The following is a 15,604-nucleotide window of genomic DNA, read 5'->3' as shown; positions in this document are numbered from 1 at the left end:
ATTTTTGCTTATTGGTATCTTTTTTTTGCACGTTCATCGACAATTCATTTCTCTTTACAAATAAATCGTAATTTTGACTGCATGACACCATTCGAAAAACTTATAAACTTCAGCACAGCTCATAGAATAACGACTCATGTTATTTTTTGGGTTTTTATTTTTACTATGTTTTTTAGTAAAAACACCTCTTCCAATCCTGAAGAATTAAAGATTGATATATTGTACACCCTATATTATGAGGTTTTTTCGATCATTGGAGCTTATTTTTTATCCTATAGAATACTGCCTCGTTTAATGACCTCCCAAAAACACAATTGGGTTTGGGCAGAATTCATTATAGGAAGTTATATAGTCTCAGTTATTGCAAGAATTACAATGGTTTATGGCGTAGAACCTATTACACGCAAACCGCCTTTTAATCAGGAATCGATAACAGAAATTGTCACAGATCTGCCTACATTGTTTGTCGGCTATCTTCTGCACATACTTTCGCTGTCTATATTCTTTATTTTTATAAAATTGATAAAAGACCAATACATCATTCACAAAAGATCTTTATTGCTGGAAAAGCAAAAAGCCGAAACGGAATTAAAAATTCTGAAAGCGCAATTAAACCCGCATTTTTTATTCAATACGCTTAATAATATTTATTCGCTTTCTGTTGTAAATTCTCCCATAACTTCGCAGTCAATTGCTGTTTTATCCGAAATATTAGATTGTATTTTATACCGTTGCAGCAGTACTTATGTACCGCTTACGCAAGAAATCACATTATTAGAGAATTATATTTCCCTTGAAAAATTACGTTACGATGATCGCCTAAGTGTGGTTTTCAATCATGAAATGGATCATAACGGAATGATCGCGCCTTTAATTTTACTTTCTTTGGTAGAAAATGCTTTTAAACATGGAGCTGGAGAAGATATTGGAAGTGCGCCTAAAATCGAAATCGACCTCAAATTACGAAACAATAATTTCGATTTTACGATTCGAAATACCATCTGCAAAATGGAATTTGAAACCGAAAGCGGCAAAATAGGCCTCAACAATATTATACAGCAGCTTGATAAAATTTATCCAGAAAATTATACTTTTAATGTCACAAAAACAGATCACGATTTTACTGCTGTATTAAAAATTAATCTTGCTTCACAATATAACTTAGCTTAAACAGATGAAAATAAAGTGTTTATTAGTCGACGACGAACCTTTGGCAATCAGCTTACTGCAAAATCATATTAGTAAATTAGATTATTTAGAAGTGGTAGCCACATGCCCAAATGCGTTAAAGGCGGCAGAAGTTTTAAGAACTACGGCTGTTGATTTGATGTTTTTGGATATTAAAATGCCTCAGATTACCGGAATTGATTTTTTAAAAACCTTACGAAATCCGCCTGCTGTTATTTTTACTACCGCTTATCGCGAATATGCACTAGAAAGTTACGAACTTGATATTGTTGATTATCTTTTAAAACCCATCACTTTTGACCGCTTTTTTAAGGCCACAGATCGTTATTTAAGAATCAGTGGTCCTGTGAACAATAAAATCATTACGCCAACGCAGGAAGACTTTATATACATCAAAAACGGACCGAAATTTAATAAAATCAATGTCGATTCTATTTTATATATCGAAAGTATAAAAGATTACATTATCGTGCATCAAAAAGACGGCGTTAAACTCAATGCTAAATACAAAATCAGCGATATTGAAACGGAACTTCAGGACAAAAACTTCCTTCGCATACACCGCTCATTTATCATCAATTTAAAAAAAATCACCGCATTTACAGCTTATGATGTTGAAATCGGTCTCATCGAAATCCCAATTGGAGCGAGTTATAAGGAATATGTTTTTAAAATGCTTAAGAGCAATTAAAAGAACACTGACGCAGACCATTCTAAATTTTTAATCCTCATTTTTTAAAGCTCAAATAAGAAAGAAGCAAAATTATTTGCAAATTGTTGTCGTGTATACTATATTTGCGACAACAATTTAATTTTAAAAAAATGAGAAAATTAACATTTGCATCACTACAAGTAAACAATCTAGAAGCATCCAAAGACTTCTACGAAAAAAAATTAGGATTTGAAATTGGAAACACCAACCCTCAAGCCTGTATTTTCAAATACAATCAAGGGCAGGCGAGTTTTGCTATTCGTACACCCTTAGAACCGATTGAAGGAAAAGAATTGGGCATTGGTGTGGCGCTTTGGTTTGCCGTTCAAGAAAATGTAGACGAATTAAAAGAGACATTTATACAAAATGGAGTAACTACAGCCGGACCAATTATCGAAACTCCATTTGGAAGAGCTTTTCATGTAAAAGACCTTGACGGCTATAAACTTACTTTTTTGGAAACCAAATAAAAATAGTTTATTGACTATTTAGAAAACAACTTCTGTATTACGCCCAATTATCATTCTGATGCCTATCTTTGAAAATCAGGAAACACGATTTTGATTTATTGTTGACACCAATATTAAACCTCATTATGTCTAAAGAAATTAATTTTCATTTTAAAAGTCCAAAAGACAGCCCTGGTTATCTGCTCGGACAACTTACCATGCTGTGGCAGCGTAAACTAAAAAAGGTTTTAGATCCATTAGATTTAACGCAGACTCAATTTGTGTTATTAGCTGCTTTGGGCTGGCTTTCTAAAAAAAATGATGCCGTAACACAAATCGACATTGCCAACCAAAGCAATTCGGACAGAATGATGGTATCAAAAGTACTGCGAACGCTTCAAGAAAAAGGCTTCATAACAAGACAAGAACATGAAACGGACACTAGGGCAAAAACGATTAAACTAACAGACTCTGGAGAAATCATTTTACAAAAAGCAATTGTTGAGGTAGAAAATGCCGATCTTGATTTCTTTTCTTCGTTAGACGAAAATCTCTCGTCTTTCAATTCGAATATGAGCCAACTTATTGATAAAAATAAAAATGAATAAAAAACACTGCTATAAGAGCAATAGTTTTTCTGATTTAGAGTAACTAAAAAAGCCTGAGAATTTATATTTTTCAGGCTCTTTTATTTTTATAATGAATTATATTTGTTATAGCGATAAGAAAGGGAATTCAGTTTTCTTTGCAAGATTTCCTTTTGATTGTAATGAAACGAAATATACTAACGTACTTCTTTTAAAATCGTTCTTTGTAACACATTCCTTTGTTTCTGAAGATGATGCATCAAAAAAAAATATGCTCAAATTGATTGATGAAAATTGCAATACTGCAATTAAAGAAGATTTTGATAGAAATTTGCTCTATTCGCAGAACGATCACTTAATTATCGTATTTGATAAATACCTTTAATCTTTTTTAATGAAAACCATTTCAACTTCACAGTATTATTTTTAATTGGCAATTTATTAATAAACTGCCAAAATAACACTGGTGTTTTTTTTCACCAAAACCTTTAGACAGATTAGAGATAGGCATGAAAAGCTACTGGCCACGTATCAACTTCATTGGCATCTAGGAACTAATTTAATGCTGTGGCATTATTACGAGATTTAGAATTTGCCCAATAAAAAAATACTGATAATGACAATACTTGAATCCTAAAAAAATAGGTGAATTTTCTTCAAACCAAGTACTTAATTCATCTTTATTTTTCATTACTCTTTATGAATTTTATCCCGTTATAGTTTCCAAATTAATAATGAAAATACTATTCTTTTTCTTTTTTTTACCTCTAAAATATATTGAAATTCAAAAAACAAATCGTGTTTTTCTTCTAAAGTTCTCTTTTGTAATACATTACTTCTTTTCATACTTTTTATCAGGAAAACATTTTTTTTGCAGGAAAAAACATATATTTGGTTCAAACTATTTTACCTGCCTAATGCATTATATTCCAGAATCTTCATACGAAGATTATTTAACCTACAAGATTAAGAAAGGAGACACACTATTTAGTGTTGCTCAAGATTTGGGCATTGAACCTTATCTTCTCAGAAGTTATCATAACCGATTTGTACCATCTACAAAAGACTTAATCGAAGCAGATTTTCCTCATCATCTCGAATATCTTATTTTGGAGCCTCAAAAGGCTGCACTTACTGATGAAGAAAAAGAGCAAAACCGAACAAAAATAAACACTAAAGGTTCCTTTAAACTTTCCCTTGACAATTCTCATATCAACAAGTCATACTCCGTTCTTTACTCTATTGAAAAGGGGAAAAATGTATATGATATAAAACAGGAATTCAATGTAAAATGGAGAGCTAAAAATGAGGATGGCTATTCTTTTTTTGAAGTTAGCCGAATTGGAGATCTTTATATAAATGACACACAAGCTTCTACAATGGCCACTGAAATTGCAGAAAAAGCTTCTGCAGCATTATACCCTCTATTGGTGGTGGTTGATCAATCTGGAAAATGGGTTTATATTAACAACTTCAACCAGATTGAAGAACGCTGGATTGAAACCAAAAAACAGATCCAAAAATACTACAAAGGCGAAATGGTAGAAAAATACTTTTCTATTTATGATCGGAATTTAGAAGACAGCGATTCCTTATATATTTCACTTTCAAGAGACTGGTTTCTTAATGCTTTTTTCAACGAAATTCATATTGAATATCCTTCCTCTTTGAGCATTCAGAAAGAACAGGAATTTCCATTCTTAGCTAAAAACGACAATCTTAATTTTAAGGTGGAGCTTAAAGTAGATGAATACTTAGACATCGACAATTTTTTAGTGATTGACGTCAACGGAAAATTAAATGACCACCGAACTAAGACTGATCTTGAAAAAGATTTAGGCCTGGCCGTCAAAGAATATTCCGAAGAAAAAACTACAGGCAATTACAGAGCAAAATATTTTCTAAATCCACAAAACCATATGCCTGAAGTAGTTTTTATAAGCTGTGATCTAGCATTAGAAACACCTCAAAAATTTTCGGTCACCATATCCAACAAAGACGATCAAAGAGAAATGAGAGTAAAACCCGCAGCTCAATTATTTGTTGAAGAAGTAGAACCTAAAAAGAAGTGGTGGCAATTTTAAAAATCAATTATGAGTGAAAAACATTTTGTAGTACAAGGCGCCACTTGCAAATGCAAGTTCAGCGAAGACCCTTCTAAGACTGATAAAATTAAAGTCAAATCACAAAGTAAACATTTTGGAAATGATAAAGAAGGTTCGAAAAAACTAATAGCCACATCGAAAGAAATTGGTCAGACTTTAGAAAAAAACACCTTTGGTAAATGCAAAAAACAACCTGTAGGGAACAGCTTTATGGTTTGCCAGGCCACAATTACAAAGTGGAGTGGTTTTTATGAAAAAGTAACTCTTAGCAATGAGGGTAAAATATTACTCGAAGACAGTAAAGCAACCTGCCCAATGGGAGCGCCCGATTGTATTGAAATTACAGATCACGGACAAACCGCAGAACCTGGCGAACAAAATTTTAAAAATACGGAACCTATGGTGCATAATCTTATAAACCCAATGGTTGATGTTAGAGATATGTATACAAAGGAAGCAAAGCACGAAGGAATAAAATTTGACTAATTATTGTAAAATGGCAAAAGGTGTTAAAAAAATAAAATGGACAGGAAAAGGCAAAGTAATAGCCAGTAAGTCTATCCCAAATAAAAAAGTGACTATTGATGCAGATCAGATTGTTTCTTTTGAAGTAGAGTCTTGGTATAATCAAACAACTGAAGAAGAAAAGAAAAAGAACCTAACTTGGATCTTGCAGGATCGAAAAAAACAAACCATTATTATTCAAAAAGTACAATCTGCAAACGTTCCGAAAGAGATTAATATTCCTAAAGAATTATGTGGCCCTTTTCAATATTATCTTGAAGCAAGTCTGGGAGGCAAAAGAGATTTTCATAATGAAACTGGTCTTTATATAAGTGGATATACTCCTGCAAAATTAATCAGCAGTAAATGGTCAAAGGATTATGATGGAAAAGACATTCGTAAAACTTATTTTTTTTCTTATGGCGAAAAAGTTTACTTAAATCTAAAAACCGAAGGTTTAAATGGTCATCAAAACTTGCAAATCTTAATTTTTAGACATCTTAATTTTCAAAAAGATCCAGCGGTTTTTAAGTATACAGACATACTGGTAATTGATGGAGAAATAAATTTGGAAATAACAAGCTCTTTTAATTGGTATACTGCAATTAAGGACATAAAGCAAACCGAAGAATTTTATATAAAAATTTATGACCCTGTTACTAAGGTTTATATTACTGACGAAAAAGGCTTAACAGATCATGCTACATTTTTAAGAATTAATAAAAAAATTGTTTCTAAAGAAATAAAACCTCCAACAAATTTATCTCCATTAAAAACTGGAGAACCAAATAAAAATAAAGCTAGATTTGAACTTTGCAAGTTTGAAACCATTTCTATAACAGAGCCTAAAAAAGCTATTATAAAATTGTTTAATAACGGTCAAAATTTAAGCAAAGTAACAAACCCAAAAACACTAATTTCAAAAACCATTTTATTCGAATTTGAAAAATATGAAATTACTGCAGAAGCCAAAACAATTCTAAACAATGTTTTACAGTATCTACTACAATCACATTATTCAACAATTAAAATTGATGGTCATGCATGTGTCATTGGCAAGGAACAATATAATCAAAAACTATCTCAGCAGAGGAGTGATGCCGTAAAAAAACTTTTTGTTGATGGCGGTCTGGATTCACGTCGTATTATTTCTATAGGCCGTGGCGAAGTAAATCCAACCGATGAAAAAAAAGGAAGAGATAATATAAAATACAAAAATGAGAAAGAATATATTGAGAATCGCCGTGTCGACATCTTGTTTGATTCTCTTGGTCACGATGCTCAAACTATATTATATGAAACTATTGCACCAAGCCATAGCCACAATATTACTATTGACATTACCGAATACCAAAACAAAGCCTGTTTTAGAGAACTAGGAAAACACAAAAAAAACATCAAGATAAGCTCGCCCGAATATAGCAAAGCAATAGATCAGGTTGCAGATAAATTAGATTTTGCTGTCAAGTCAGATTTGTCATGGATGAACCCTGCTCCTTTACAATATATATGGCCAAGGTATAATATAACGCATGTTTTAAATGCCGAAAAAAGTATGGATTCAGCTAACAGCTATTTTATTGATGTTCACTCTTGTAGATATTTTTCCAATGATGCTAATCATACTATTCACATAAAAGCCTACCCGGACATAAAATGGGCATTTGAGTTTTTCTTAAATCTTACTAATGATTTAAGTGTTAAATGGCAGAATCAAAATGACTTTAATGTTAAAGAGTTACAAAAAAAATCTGGTAAGATAGGTGCTGAAAAAAGATGGAAACAAAAAGATGCATCAATAGGTTTTAGTTTAAAAGCAAAATGGGATAATGATAAACAAAAACAAGAATTAACCGCCAAGTACGAAACAAAATTTAAAAAATTTTATGATGCTTTTAATTCGATTGGTGCATTAGCAGATGGTATTACAAACAAAACAAAGGGTACGATAAGTTCCAAGTCCATGAAAAATATTCCTGCAAGTTTTATTGTAAAGCCTCCTAATTTATCTTTTACTGGCGACTGGTTTTTAGATCATCCTAAAGACAATAAATCTATAATTGGTACCGATGTCAAAATAGGTTTACACGCGAAGCCCCTTATAGGTTTAGAGGTCACTATTGATTTATTAGGAGCAGCAGTTTTTATTGGGGGCTCTATTGTGGGAGCTGGACCAGGTGCTACAAGCGTGTATAATGCAATACAAGGACAACTAAAAAAAGGTGCTAAATTGGGGATGAAAAAAATGGAGTAAGCGCTAGTATAGACATCTATATGGATTTGATAATTACAAGCACCATAGCCATAAATACAGATATAGCATTCAACACGGCAGGAAAAGCAAAAGACGCAAAAGTAAAAATAGAAAATGAAACCAAACTAAAAGTAGAATTAAAAGTAGGTATAAAAATAAAAGGTGAAGCCGCAATTGTTATCATTAAAGTTAAAGCTTACTTTGAAGCATCAGCAAGTGCAGAAGCTTCCGTAACGTATGCCCATACTATCAACTATGATGAAAAAGGACTATACTACAGGCCAAAATTAGGATTTGACGGCATGGATGCTGAATATATCGTTAAAATTAGTGCAAGTCTTGCAATGAAAATAGCAAAAGACAAAAAATCTATTGAAGAAAATAGAGAAGGAGATTATAAAATCGCAGAGGGTAAAATAAAAGAGGTCATACCTCCTTTTGATGTTATAAAAGAATTAGAAGAATTATTTAACATAGATGCCAATATACCAATAATTAAAAATTAAAAAATGAAAAACTTAATATTATTATTTACAATTACTTTAATGATCACATCATGCAACTCTCAAACTGATTTAGAAAAAATAAAATTAGACACAAATGTTTCATCAATAGTAAAAGATTCTACAAAATTTGAAAAAGAAAATGATGTCATTTTCCCTTTTATATCTTATGAAACAAACAAAGTAAACAATTATTCTTTCGGAAAACTCAGCTTTACAAATTACAGAATTGAAGATACAGATAAAAATAGTTTAATAAATTACGAAAGTCGTATTTCCTTTTTTGTGGATAATTATGAGTCTAATAAGTTACTTGGTTTTGCAATAAGAATTGAAAAAGAAGACGAAGGAAACGATTTATTCAATTATGTTAAAAATAAGTTAGGAAAACCTCTCAAACAAAATGTTTATAATAAGGACAATCATGTCCAGTCAAGTTATTTATGGGATGACAAAGCCAGAAACCAATTAATTTATATTAAGCAAAACACTGAATACTTTAGTAACGAAAAAAATAAATTCATTTCTACAGAACTAGCTGTTTTCAAAAGAGGCTTGAAATTAAATCCTGATGAAGGAACTGATTCTCAGAAGATAAAAAATTTATTAGACGAAAATCCCAATGCGTTTGATGTTTTAGAAATTCTAAAAAATCGTTTTCAAAATTAAAACAAGAGACCATGAATCAAATATATTACGAATTAGATTGCAGTGCTTTAATGTGCTATTTTGAAATCAGAATTAATGATGTTGTTGTTTTTTCCTTAAATGTAGATGGTCAAGCTTCAATGGATATCCCAATAAATAGTGGGATATTAGAAAAAGGAGAGCAAGATATCGAAATCAGAGTTTTACCATTATCTGGAGGTAAGGAACTTCATAAAGAAGCTTACGTAAGATATAAAGTTATAGAATATGATGTAAGTTCTGGAGATTTTAAATTTATGCGACAATTTGAGAATTTTCAAACATCTCCTGTTCAAAAAAACATTCCTTTTCTCATACATAAAAGCGTATTTATAGCAAATGTATCTTATAAACTAGACGCATGGCAAAATGGTGTAAATTTAAAAGATGTTAGTTTTGATCTAAAAGAAGCTTTAATAAAAGAAGGCAACAAGCTTGTTGATATGTTGAACAATAAAGACTACAAACTCTTTATTGATAAACTATCAAAAAAAGAAAAAAACGTAGCAATTGCCATGTATCTAAATGCATCAGAATCTAAAAGCAGAATTTCACAAATAACAGATGAAATTGAAGAAGGTTTTAAAGCTGTACCTATTAAAAATGAGGTATATATTGAATACTCTGCTTATAACAAATTAGCAACATTAAAAAGATTAAATCGAATGCCTGCCTTGTATCTAGAGAATTCAAGAACAAATGAAGAAATTGTTTTGGATATACGTTTTTGTGGTTTTCCAGGAAAAGATCAATTTGAAATTTTTTAGAAAACAATTATCAATTCTCCTAGCAAAAAAAAATGAGGATACCTTTTAAAATCCAATCAATTAAACTACTGATAATGACATTTTTTTTGTCTATTCTATTCTCTTGTCAATCGAACTTATCACAAGAAAAAAAAGAAAAAATAAATAAAAAAGAACCTTTTTGGAAAATAAGAAATCAAACAATCGATAAGAACAAAAGTACAATGGAATATCCTATAAAAAAAGATACCTCAATTAGTAATGAAAAAAGATCAAACTACATATACATTCACAGTGCAGATTGTCAGTTTGAAGTATATATAAATGATGTGTTGTTAACTAACTTTAAAGGAGAAATGGCACGAAAAGGTGGCATTACAGGAGGTCATATTACAAACTTTTTATTATTAACTAGTGGTACTAACGAAATAAAAGTAAGAATGTATCCGCCTTATGGTGACAAAGTTTTTAAGATTGGAGCAGCAGTTGGTTTAGTATTTCAACATTTTAGAGATGGTAATTTTAAAACAACTGTTTATGATGAAAAAATGCGAGGTAAAGACGGAATCATTTTAGATCATTTCGACAAACAATGGGTTGGCGACAAAGGTGAATACGGTACTACGTCTTGGGTAGAAGGTCATTACGAACCAAAGACACCACTTCCATTAAAAGGATTACCCATTTATGAATGGAGAAGTACTTTTGAAGCCCAAGTTCCTTATGATTTGGTTGGTTGGCATAATTCTGTAAATCTCGAAAAAGAGCAAGAAGACGAAAATAAAAATATTAAAGCAGAACTAATTGCTGAATATAAAAAGGTACATGAAATTATAAAAAACAGAGACGTACAAGCCTATTTGAAATTGGTCAAAGAAAGGGAAGAATTACTGGAAAAAACAATGTACTATACTGAAAAAGACCGCAAAGAAAAAAGAAAAATGGCGGAGGAGTTGCTTAATGATGGTGATTATGAAATAGAACCTTTGTTCGAAGAAACATTTCAATTAGAATATCAAGGATATGGGAAACTTGCCACATTATTACACAAAGCTGATGGTGAAGGAGTAATTCGACTAAGAAACAAGAAAAATCCTGATGAAAATATTTATCTAGATTTTCTTTTCCAGCGAAAAGAAAAGGGAGGAAAATTAACTGTGATTTAAAATTAGATTTAATCAATGAAAAATTCCTTTTTACTTATACTTGTCGACATCTTACTGCAAATCTGTAATTCGCAAAAAAAGATTTAGCAAAAATCACTTTCACAGAAAAACAGATTTCATGAATTTTCAACAAGAGTTCTCCAATTGTAGAGCTTTCATTAATATCAAGAACATTTAAAATTACGGGAGTTTGATTGTTATCATCCAACTCTGAAAAAAATTCAATTTCGATCTCTTATACGCTTAATTATTTAAGTTTAATTAAATTGTCTGGCTAATATAAAAAAATTGCGATACTAAATTTCTCAAAAACTAGTACAAATATTTCATCAATAACAAAGTAAAATGAAAAACAGCTGAATATTTAAGGTATTATTAATTTAAAAATCCTTCACGGAGTTCGAACCGAAATTTGCCATAAACACTGGTTTTACGAAAAAATAGAATTTTCAGAATAATTTTCGAAGCATAAAAAAAGCCTGAGAATATAAATTCTCAGGCTTTTAAATTTTATAGTGACCGCGGAGGGGTTCAAACCCCCAACCCTCAGAGCCGAAATCTGATATTCTATCCAGTTAAATAATTCAATAATCTGATTTTTGATTTCTCAATTTAAGTTTTAGATTTCAAATCAGTTTTCTAAATCAGTAAATCTAAACTATATTTCGTTAATCTCGTTAAAATAAAAAGTTCCAAAGCTAAATAATTATATACTTTAGCATTTGAAATTACAAACAATTTTTCAGATTATAGAGAATGGAAAAGACTACGAATAATAGTGAAATAATTATCTATCAAAACCAAGATGGAAACATAAAAATCGATGTTCGACTTGAAGAAGAAACAGTTTGGCTTACGCAAGATCAGATGGCTTCTCTTTTCGGGAAAGCAAAATCAACAATAAGTGAGCATATTAAAAACATTTTCCTTGAAGGAGAATTAAATGACGAAGTGGTAATTCGGAAATTCCGAACTACCACTCCACATGGCGCTATACCAAATAAAACACAAGAATCTACAATTAATCTTTACAATCTTGATGTTATAATTTCTGTTGGCTACCGTGTGAAATCTCATCAAGGAACACAGTTTCGTATTTGGGCAACACAACGCTTGAAAGAATATATTATCAAAGGATTTGCTTTAAATGACGATCGATTTAAATCTGGTAATTCCATGAATTATTTTAACGAATTGCAAAATCGCATTCGTGAAATTCGAATTTCAGAAAAATTCTTTTATCAAAAAATCAAAGATATATATGCTACAAGTATTGACTACGATCCTAAAGACGAAAAAACAACTTCTTTCTTCAAAGTAGTTCAAAACAAATTACTTTGGGCAATTTCTCAAAATACTGCAGCTGAATTGGTTTATAGACGCGTAGATGCCTCTTTACCTCTTTTAGGAATGTTATCCTATGATAAAAAAGAGCAAAAAAATATTTCCAAATCTGAAGTAAGTATTGCTAAAAATTATCTGAATGAAGATGAAATAAAATTATTAGGCCTCTTAGTAGAGCAATATTTAGCTTTCGCAGAAACTATGGCGCAACAGCAAATGCCGATGTACATGAAAGATTGGGCTGCGAGGCTTGACAGCATTTTACAATTAAACGGCAGGGAATTATTAACTCATGCAGGAGTGATTTCGCACCAAATGGCAGTTGATAAATCAATACAAGAATATTCTAAATTTAAAGAACAGTACAAAAAAATAGAAATTGAACAAAGCTTAAAAGAAATTGAGGCTGACATTAAAAATTTAAAAAAATAAAAAGGTTCTAATCTCCATCAATCAAACTTGTTGACTAAATGTTGACTAAAACCTTTTAAAACCCTTTAAACACAAGTGTTTTAGTGACCGCGGAGGGGTTCGAACCCCCAACCCTCAGAGCCGAAATCTGATATTCTATCCAGTTGAACTACGCGGTCAGTTTATTTCTCATTTTAGATTATAGATACTGATTGAAATCTAAAAAATCTACACTCTAAAATCTAAAATTATTATTTACGAAAGTAACTTTTTTACAATTGTAGAAATAGTTTTTCCTTCAGCAGTTCCGCCTAATTGTGCAGATGCTAATCCCATAACTTTTCCCATTGATGCAATTCCAGAAGCGCCTGTTTCAGCAATGATTTTTGCGATTACAGCTTCTACTTCTTCTTCGCTTAACTGCGCTGGTAAAAACTTCTCGATTACTGCAACTTGTGCCAATTCTGGCTCTGCTAGATCGGGACGGTTTTGCTCTGTAAAGATTCTTGCGCTTTCTTTACGGGTTTTTACCAATCTTTGCAGCAATTTAATCTCATCATCTTCAGATAAATCTTCTTTTGATCCAGATGCAGTTGACGCTAATAGTAACTCCGATTTAATAGCTCTTAAAGCTTCTAAAGCTACAGTATCTTTTGCTTTCATGGCCGTTTTAATTTCGTCCATGATTTGTGTTTGTAAACTCATGTTTATATTTTATTTAAATAAGCGATGCTTATAAATTAATTATTTGATTGTTCAGACTTGTCAGGCTGAGTGTCCCAGAAACTTCGGGAGAAACCCACTCTAATAGAAAAGTCTTTCGACTTTGCTCAAGAAGACAATATTGAATTCAAATATCTCTTTTTAAAGTCAAATTTTTAAATTCTGTGCGAAGATAAAAAAAATAACCCGAAAATTAAATCCAATTTTCGGGTTATCCTTATAATTAAGATTGTAAAAAATTAATCTACGTTGTCGTGCAAAAATGAATTGTTTGAACGCAATTGCAAATCGTTGTTACTATCTGTTCCAACCGAAATTCTTGAATTTGTATTGTTTGATTGTGAATTAGACAAATCTATTCCTAATCTTTTGTAAGCCGGCTCTTTTTCCAGCTCATCGATTCTCGAAACGTTGTTATGGAATTTATAATTAAATTCTTTTAGTTTCTTTCTTCTTTCTTCAGCTCTCAATCTTAATGTCTCTTCAATAGTTAATTCTAGTGGAGAAACCTCAGAAGTAGTTGAAAAATCCGGCTGACTTGTAAAATCAACTCTTGGTTTCAAAGTAATGTTTAATTCCGCTGGAATCGTTTCTTCTTTTACTTTTTCAACTGGTTTAGAAGCGATTAAATCATTCTCAACCTCCATATACTCTTCTAGAGAATATTTTATGATTCCGTTGTCTGCAACCTCTGTAACGGGTACAAATTGTACAGGATCGTTTACTTTGATCTCACGGGTTTCGTTTGTCAATTCAAATAAAACTCTGTTGTCTTCAATAACCGGTTCTTTTTTCACAGGCTCTTGTCTGAACAAAGGAAGATCAAAAGAAAAAGTAGTCTGCTCTTCTTTTTCAAAAATTCTTTGCTGCTGCACTGGCTGTACTTGCTGTACCGGCACTTCTGGAGCAGAAATAGTAAAATCGATATCTGTTATTGGCGAAACGATTTCAAAAGTTACATCTAGGTTTTTAATAAACTCAGACATTACTACCAATTCATCCTGATTGATTGCTGGAGCAACAGCTTTGATCGGAGTTGAAGTTGGAGCAAATGTTTCATCATCATCCACTAATTCAAAAACAACTTTTTCTTCGGCTTTTGCAGTTGGTGTATCTGTTGTTAAGTCAAAAGATGTTAAAGGTCTGTTTGTTAAATTATGAACACTTCTCTGCTCATCTTCTAACGTATGAATGATTTTTTTAGGTTCTGTATTTACAATTTCGTTTTGTTGTTCAACATCAAAACCTGTAGCGATAATAGTTACTGCAATAGCTTCACCAAGAGTTTCGTCTTCACCAACTCCCATGATGATATTAGCATTGTAACCTGCTTCAGCCTGAATGTGATCATTGATTTCTCCGATTTCGTCAAGAGTAATCTCATTTGTTCCAGAAACGATAAGCAACAATACGTTTTTGGCACCTGTAATTTTATTATCGTTTAACAACGGAGAATCTAAAGCAGAAACAATAGCGTCTTTTGCTCTGTTTTCGCCTGTTGCTACAGAAGATCCCATGATAGCAGTACCGCTGTTTGCCAAAACAGTTCTTGCATCACGTAAATCGATATTTTGAGTATAGTGGTGCGTAATTACTTCTGCAATACCTCTAGAGGCTGTTGCCAAAACTTCATCCGCTTTTGAGAATCCTGCTTTAAAGCCAAGATTTCCGTATACTTCTCTTAATTTGTTATTGTTGATTACAATTAACGAATCGACTTGCTTGCGCAGTTTCTCGATTCCAATAATTGCCTGCTCCTGACGTACTTTCCCTTCAAATTGAAACGGAATTGTCACGATACCAACTGTTAATATTTCTCTTTCTTTGGCTAATTGAGCGATTACAGGAGCAGCACCTGTTCCTGTTCCTCCACCCATACCTGCAGTAATGAATACCATTTTAGTATTTTTATCCAACATTTTTTCAATATCAGAAATACTTTCAATAGCCGACTGCTGTCCAACATCTGGATTTGCTCCTGCTCCTAATCCTTCAGTTAAATTAAGTCCTAACTGAATTTTGTTAGGAACTGAACTGTTTTGAAGCGCTTGCGAATCGGTATTACAAACGATAAAATCAACGCCTTTAATACCTTGTTTAAACATATGGTTGATGGCGTTACTTCCGCCTCCTCCAACACCTATTACTTTGATTACATTTGATTGATTTTTTGGTAAATCAAATGATATACTTCCAAATTCTGAGTTGCTCATCATCTTTTTGGT

General features: G+C 31.9%; 14 protein-coding genes and 1 tRNA gene. 12 read left to right on the top strand and 3 right to left on the bottom strand.

The features are described 5' to 3' along the window. Positions 1-81: 81 nt before the first annotated feature. The 12 genes from C4F50_RS12025 (at position 82) to C4F50_RS11970 (ending at position 12,677) form a co-directional block, all read left to right on the top strand. On the top strand, positions 82-1,170 hold the full coding sequence (locus C4F50_RS12025; RefSeq protein ID WP_194138899.1) for a sensor histidine kinase: 1,089 nt from the start codon (positions 82-84) through the stop codon (positions 1,168-1,170). Positions 1,171-1,174: 4 nt separating this feature from the next. Continuing rightward, positions 1,175-1,879, top strand: a complete 705-nt coding sequence (locus C4F50_RS12020) for a LytR/AlgR family response regulator transcription factor (RefSeq protein ID WP_194138898.1) — start codon at positions 1,175-1,177, stop codon at positions 1,877-1,879. Positions 1,880-2,010: 131 nt separating this feature from the next. Then, entirely contained in the window at positions 2,011-2,370 is a 360-nt protein-coding gene (locus C4F50_RS12015) for a VOC family protein (protein WP_194138897.1), read from the top strand. 125 nt (positions 2,371-2,495) lie between these two features. After that, positions 2,496-2,957: a MarR family winged helix-turn-helix transcriptional regulator gene (locus C4F50_RS12010; RefSeq protein WP_194138896.1), complete on the top strand. Its 462-nt coding sequence runs from the start codon at positions 2,496-2,498 to the stop codon at positions 2,955-2,957. An 896-nt stretch (positions 2,958-3,853) separates the two neighbouring features. Further along, positions 3,854-5,020, top strand: coding sequence for a LysM peptidoglycan-binding domain-containing protein (locus C4F50_RS12005; protein WP_194138895.1), 1,167 nt, complete (start codon positions 3,854-3,856; stop codon positions 5,018-5,020). A 9-nt stretch (positions 5,021-5,029) separates the two neighbouring features. Continuing rightward, complete coding sequence (locus tag C4F50_RS12000; RefSeq protein WP_194138894.1) at positions 5,030-5,527, top strand: DUF4280 domain-containing protein; 498 nt, start codon at positions 5,030-5,032, stop codon at positions 5,525-5,527. 10 nt (positions 5,528-5,537) lie between these two features. Then, positions 5,538-7,799 carry an OmpA family protein gene (locus C4F50_RS11995; RefSeq protein WP_194138893.1) on the top strand — a complete coding sequence of 754 codons (2,262 nt, stop codon included), beginning with the start codon at positions 5,538-5,540 and terminating at the stop codon, positions 7,797-7,799. Positions 7,800-7,819: 20 nt separating this feature from the next. Next, positions 7,820-8,305, top strand: coding sequence for a hypothetical protein (locus tag C4F50_RS11990; RefSeq protein ID WP_194138892.1), 486 nt, complete (start codon positions 7,820-7,822; stop codon positions 8,303-8,305). A 3-nt stretch (positions 8,306-8,308) separates the two neighbouring features. Next, positions 8,309-8,971: a hypothetical protein gene (locus tag C4F50_RS11985; protein WP_194138891.1), complete on the top strand. Its 663-nt coding sequence runs from the start codon at positions 8,309-8,311 to the stop codon at positions 8,969-8,971. Positions 8,972-8,982: 11 nt separating this feature from the next. Next, positions 8,983-9,756, top strand: a complete 774-nt coding sequence (locus C4F50_RS11980) for a hypothetical protein (protein WP_194138890.1) — start codon at positions 8,983-8,985, stop codon at positions 9,754-9,756. A 74-nt stretch (positions 9,757-9,830) separates the two neighbouring features. Further along, positions 9,831-10,901 (top strand): hypothetical protein, encoded by a 1,071-nt coding sequence (locus tag C4F50_RS11975; RefSeq protein WP_194138889.1) that lies wholly within the window; start codon positions 9,831-9,833, stop codon positions 10,899-10,901. A gap of 756 nt (positions 10,902-11,657) precedes the next feature. Beyond that, entirely contained in the window at positions 11,658-12,677 is a 1,020-nt protein-coding gene (locus tag C4F50_RS11970) for a virulence RhuM family protein (RefSeq protein WP_194138888.1), read from the top strand. An 84-nt stretch (positions 12,678-12,761) separates the two neighbouring features. On the opposite strand, the gene C4F50_RS11965 is transcribed toward C4F50_RS11970, so the two are convergent. The 3 genes from C4F50_RS11965 to ftsZ all read right to left on the bottom strand — a co-directional run bounded on the left by C4F50_RS11965 (position 12,762) and on the right by ftsZ (position 15,595). Next, positions 12,762-12,835: transfer RNA gene (locus C4F50_RS11965), tRNA-Arg, on the bottom strand. Between the two features lie 76 nt (positions 12,836-12,911). Further along, on the bottom strand, positions 12,912-13,361 hold the full coding sequence (locus C4F50_RS11960) for a GatB/YqeY domain-containing protein (RefSeq protein WP_194138887.1): 450 nt from the start codon (positions 13,359-13,361) through the stop codon (positions 12,912-12,914). A 257-nt stretch (positions 13,362-13,618) separates the two neighbouring features. Next, positions 13,619-15,595 (bottom strand): cell division protein FtsZ, encoded by a 1,977-nt coding sequence (ftsZ, locus tag C4F50_RS11955; protein WP_194138886.1) that lies wholly within the window; start codon positions 15,593-15,595, stop codon positions 13,619-13,621. Positions 15,596-15,604 lie beyond the last annotated feature (9 nt).

The organism is Flavobacterium hungaricum, from assembly GCF_015182285.1.
In the GTDB taxonomy this organism is placed as follows: domain Bacteria; phylum Bacteroidota; class Bacteroidia; order Flavobacteriales; family Flavobacteriaceae; genus Flavobacterium; species Flavobacterium hungaricum.
The sequence above is the reverse complement of the archived record's forward strand: the minus strand, read 5'-3'. Positions and strand labels throughout refer to the sequence as shown.

Excerpts from the sequence above, each read along its gene's own strand:
- C4F50_RS11970 (WP_194138888.1), top strand. The coding sequence starts at position 11,658 with ATGGAAAAGACTACGAATAATAGTGAAATAATTATCTATCAAAACCAA.
- C4F50_RS12025 (WP_194138899.1), top strand. The coding sequence starts at position 82 with ATGACACCATTCGAAAAACTTATAAACTTCAGCACAGCTCATAGAATA.
- C4F50_RS12015 (WP_194138897.1), top strand. The coding sequence starts at position 2,011 with ATGAGAAAATTAACATTTGCATCACTACAAGTAAACAATCTAGAAGCA.
- C4F50_RS11995 (WP_194138893.1), top strand. The coding sequence starts at position 5,538 with ATGGCAAAAGGTGTTAAAAAAATAAAATGGACAGGAAAAGGCAAAGTA.
- C4F50_RS11975 (WP_194138889.1), top strand. The coding sequence starts at position 9,831 with ATGACATTTTTTTTGTCTATTCTATTCTCTTGTCAATCGAACTTATCA.
- C4F50_RS11960 (WP_194138887.1), bottom strand. The coding sequence starts at position 13,361 with ATGAGTTTACAAACACAAATCATGGACGAAATTAAAACGGCCATGAAA.
- C4F50_RS11980 (WP_194138890.1), top strand. The coding sequence starts at position 8,983 with ATGAATCAAATATATTACGAATTAGATTGCAGTGCTTTAATGTGCTAT.
- C4F50_RS11985 (WP_194138891.1), top strand. The coding sequence starts at position 8,309 with ATGAAAAACTTAATATTATTATTTACAATTACTTTAATGATCACATCA.
- C4F50_RS12005 (WP_194138895.1), top strand. The coding sequence starts at position 3,854 with ATGCATTATATTCCAGAATCTTCATACGAAGATTATTTAACCTACAAG.
- C4F50_RS12010 (WP_194138896.1), top strand. The coding sequence starts at position 2,496 with ATGTCTAAAGAAATTAATTTTCATTTTAAAAGTCCAAAAGACAGCCCT.
- ftsZ (WP_194138886.1), bottom strand. The coding sequence starts at position 15,595 with ATGATGAGCAACTCAGAATTTGGAAGTATATCATTTGATTTACCAAAA.
- C4F50_RS11990 (WP_194138892.1), top strand. The coding sequence starts at position 7,820 with ATGGATTTGATAATTACAAGCACCATAGCCATAAATACAGATATAGCA.
- C4F50_RS12000 (WP_194138894.1), top strand. The coding sequence starts at position 5,030 with ATGAGTGAAAAACATTTTGTAGTACAAGGCGCCACTTGCAAATGCAAG.
- C4F50_RS12020 (WP_194138898.1), top strand. The coding sequence starts at position 1,175 with ATGAAAATAAAGTGTTTATTAGTCGACGACGAACCTTTGGCAATCAGC.